The organism is Microcella sp., from assembly GCF_030645145.1.
Classification (GTDB): Bacteria; Actinomycetota; Actinomycetes; order Actinomycetales; family Microbacteriaceae; genus Microcella.
In genome coordinates, this window is the sequence record NZ_JAUSMI010000176.1 from 1 (window position 1) to 3,727 (window position 3,727).

3 protein-coding genes and 1 pseudogene are annotated in these 3,727 nt (G+C 70.7%); all 4 read left to right on the forward strand.

What is annotated here, in order from left to right; all coding sequences use genetic code 11:
* Window positions 1-219 (forward strand): annotated as a pseudogene (locus Q7T15_RS12295) (phosphoribosyltransferase); the annotation flags it as partial.
* A gap of 9 nt (window positions 220-228) precedes the next feature.
* A complete protein-coding gene (locus Q7T15_RS12300) occupies window positions 229-570 on the forward strand; it encodes a hypothetical protein (RefSeq protein WP_304696552.1) in 342 nt (113 codons plus the stop codon).
* Window positions 571-745: 175 nt separating this feature from the next.
* Complete coding sequence (locus tag Q7T15_RS12305) at window positions 746-2,203, forward strand: glyceraldehyde-3-phosphate dehydrogenase (RefSeq protein WP_304696553.1); 1,458 nt, start codon at window positions 746-748, stop codon at window positions 2,201-2,203.
* Between the two features lie 170 nt (window positions 2,204-2,373).
* Window positions 2,374-3,727 (forward strand): NAD-dependent succinate-semialdehyde dehydrogenase (locus tag Q7T15_RS12310; RefSeq protein ID WP_304696554.1); only part of this gene is annotated, 1,354 nt, incomplete at its 3' end.

Below are 3,727 nucleotides of genomic sequence, written 5' to 3' on the forward strand. Positions count from 1 at the left end.
GCCCGCGCCCGCGGTGCCGAGCTCGTCGTGCTCGCCGTGCCGTGCGCGCCCGCCGGCGTCGACTCCCTCGTGCCGGAAGCCGACGAGGTCGTGTGCCCTGAGCGCTCCGGGGCCTTCTTCGCGGTCGGCCAGTTCTACGCCCGCTTCGGCCAGGTCGACGACTCCGAGGTGCTCGCGGCCCTCGATGACCGGGGCGCGGAGGCCCCGCCCCGCAAGTAGCGTGACGCCATGACCGAGCCCCGCCGAGATGATCCCGACCCCTGGGAGGTCGACCCCACCCTCGTGCGCAACCAGGGCTCGCTCACGACCTCCGAGGGCACGGTCTGGATCGCCGCCGCCTCCGTCTCCGCGCTGCTCGTCGGAGCCATGCTCCTCGCCCTGTGGTGGCGGCTCGACGCGCCGCTCGCCCTCGCGGGCGCTCTCGCGACCGCGGTCATCCTGCTCGTCATGATCATCGTGCGCTACGCCGTCCGAGACCGACGGCCGCGGCTCGTGACCCTCGCCGCGCTGTTCTGGCTCATGGTCCTCGCCGACCTCGCGATCGTCCTCGCCGTCGCGCTCGGTCCGTAGCGCCGGCGCCGTGCCGTGCGCGACTTTCGCGCGCGGCAAGAATGCCGATTCTTGCGACGGATGCCCGCCCCGATCCTCGCGTGCCGGCATCCGGTCATCGCTACGATCGGCTCGACCCCCTGAACGAGCCGCGAGCGGCGCGATGACCCGCGCCCGCCGCAAGGAGTGAACCGTCATGACCGACGCCGTCGCCGCCCACCGCGAAGCCTGGAAGGCCCGAGAGGCCCTCGCCGAGCAGCTGATCCCGCTGATCGGGCGGCTGTATCGGGAGCACGGGGTCGTGACGGGCATCCACGGCCGTCGGCTCATCAACCAATCGGCGATCGGCGTCCTCAAGGCCCACAAGTACGCCGAGCACGTCACGGGCGCGCCGCTCGCTCTCGACGACACCGAGCGCGTGCTCGAGGCGCTGCTCGAGATCGGTCCCCGGCCCGCGTCGCTCGACATCGCGCGACTCATCTCCGGGCACGCCGAGGCCGGTGCGGGGCGCTCGCTGGTCGAGTACGTCCGCGACGAGCTCGATCTCGTGTGCGCCGACGCGGCCGAGGGCGGCGAGCAGGCGGGCACCGACGTCGTGCTGTACGGGTTCGGTCGCATCGGGCGGCTGCTCGCGCGCATCCTCATCGCGCACGCCGGGAACCGGGGAGGGCTGCGCCTGCGCGCGATCGTCGTGCGCCGCGGCGGCGAGAACGACCTCGTCAAGCGCGCCAGCCTGCTGCGGCGCGACTCGGTGCACGGGCCGTTCGAGGGCACGATCTCGGTCGACGTCGAGAACGAGACGATCCTCGCCAACGGCACGCTCATCCAGGTCATCTACTCGGACTCGCCGTCGAGCGTCGACTACACCGCGTACGGCATCCACGACGCGATCGTCGTCGACAACACCGGCCGCTGGCGCGACGAGGAGGGGCTCGCACAGCACCTCCAGGCGACGGGGGTCGCGAAGGTACTGCTGACCGCGCCCGGCAAGGGGGCGCTCAAGAACATCGTGCACGGCATCAACCACGAGACGATCTCGCCCGACGACCGCATCGTCACCGCCGCATCGTGCACGACGAACGCCGTGACGCCCGTGCTCAAGGTCATCGAGGACGCGTGGGGGATCCGCCACGGCCACGTCGAGACCGTGCACTCGTACACGAACGACCAGAACCTGATCGACAACTTCCACAAGGGCGACCGTCGCGGCCGCTCGGCGGCGCTCAACATGGTCATCACCGAGACCGGTGCCGCGAAGGCCGTCGCGAAGGCGCTACCGGAACTCGCGGGGAAGCTCACCGGCAACGCCATCCGCGTGCCGACGCCCGACGTGTCGATGGCGATCCTCAACCTGCAGCTCGAGCGGCCGACGACGCGCGAGGAGGTCAACGAGCACATCCGGCAGATGTCGCTGCACTCCGACCTCCGGCAGCAGATCGACTACATCGAGAGCCCCGAGATCGTCTCGAGCGACTTCATCGGGTCGCACCGCGCGGGCATCGTCGACGGGCTCGCGACCATCTGCACGGGCGATTCGGTCATCGTTTACGTCTGGTACGACAACGAGTTCGGCTACTCCTCGCAGGTCATCCGCGTGCTCGAGACGATGGCCGGGTCGCACCCGCGCGTCGTGCCGGCGCGGGTGCAGGCGTAGCGCCGCCCGCGCCGGGCATCCGCGCCCTGTACACGGCGGCGAGGCGACCCCAAGAATCCGCCGAGGGGGAGTGCCGCGCGCAGCCCGCCGACTCGTAGGGTGGGGGGAGGTGTGCAACGCTGCCGACCTCACCCGGGCGGATGCGTGCACCGCGATTCCCAAGGAGCCTCATGAGCAAGTACGCAGTGATCAACCCGGCCACGGGTGAGACCGTCAAGGAGTACGCGACCGCGACCGACTCCGAGATCTCCGCCGCCATCGAGTCCGCGCACACTGCGGCCCGCGGCTGGGCCAGGACCAGCACCCGCGAGGAGCGCGCCGCCCTCATCACGCGCGTCGCCGAGCTGCACCGCGAGCGCCGCCAGGAGCTCGCCGAGATCATCGTGCGCGAGATGGGCAAGCCGATCGGCGACGCCCTCGGCGAGGTCGACTTCTCGGCCGACATCTACCAGTACTACGCCGACCACGGCCCGTCGCTGCTCGCCGACGAGCCCGTCGACCTCGCCGAGGGCAGCGAGGGCTCGGCGTTCATCCGCAAGAGCGCGCTCGGCGTGCTGCTCGGCATCATGCCGTGGAACTTCCCCTACTACCAGGTGGCCCGCTTCGCCGGCCCGAACCTCGTGCTCGGGAACGCGGTCATCCTCAAGCACGCCGCGCAGTGCCCCGCGTCGGCCGAGGCCATCCAGCGGATCTTCCTCGATGCCGGATTCCCCGAGGGCGCCTACGTCAACGTCTACGCGACGAACGACCAGATCGGCACGATCATCGCCGACCCGCGCGTCGCGGGCGTCTCGCTCACCGGCTCGGAGCGCGCCGGTGCGGCCGTCGCCGAGCAGGCCGGCCGCCACCTCAAGAAGGTCGTGCTCGAGCTCGGCGGCAGCGACCCCTTCATCCTGCTGTCGACCGACGACCTGGATGCGACGGTCGAGATGGCCGTCAACGCGCGCGTCGACAACAGCGGCCAGTCGTGCAACGGCGCGAAGCGCTTCATCGTCGTCGAGGACCTCTACGACGCGTTCCTCGAGAAGTTCGTCGCGAAGATGGACGAGGTCGGCCCCGGCGACCCCATGGCGGGCGAGGCGGCCTACGGCCCGCTCTCGTCGGCCGCGGCGGCTGAGAACCTCGAGGGCCAGGTCAGGAAGGCCGTCGAGGGCGGTGCGCAGGTCCTCACGGGCGGCACGCGCGAGGGCACCTTCTTCTCGGCGACCGTGCTCGCGAACGTGAAGCCCGGCAACCCGGCCTACTACGAGGAGTTCTTCGGCCCCGTGGCGCAGGTGTTCAAGGTCGCGAACGAGGAGGAGGCGATCCAGCTCGCCAACGACACGCCGTTCGGCCTCGGCTCGTACCTGTTCACGACCGACACCGAGCAGGCCGCGCGCGTCGCCGACCAGATCGACGCGGGCATGGTCTACGTCAACTGCGTGCTCGCTGACAGCCCCGAGCTGCCCTTCGGCGGCATCAAGAACTCGGGCTCCGGCCGCGAGCTCGGCACGCTCGGCATCGACGAGTTCGTCAACAAGAAGA

Bases quoted from the DNA above. Each gene is read 5' to 3' on its own strand.
- Q7T15_RS12300 (WP_304696552.1), top strand. From the start codon at position 229: ATGACCGAGCCCCGCCGAGATGATCCCGACCCCTGGGAGGTCGACCCC.
- Q7T15_RS12305 (WP_304696553.1), top strand. From the start codon at position 746: ATGACCGACGCCGTCGCCGCCCACCGCGAAGCCTGGAAGGCCCGAGAG.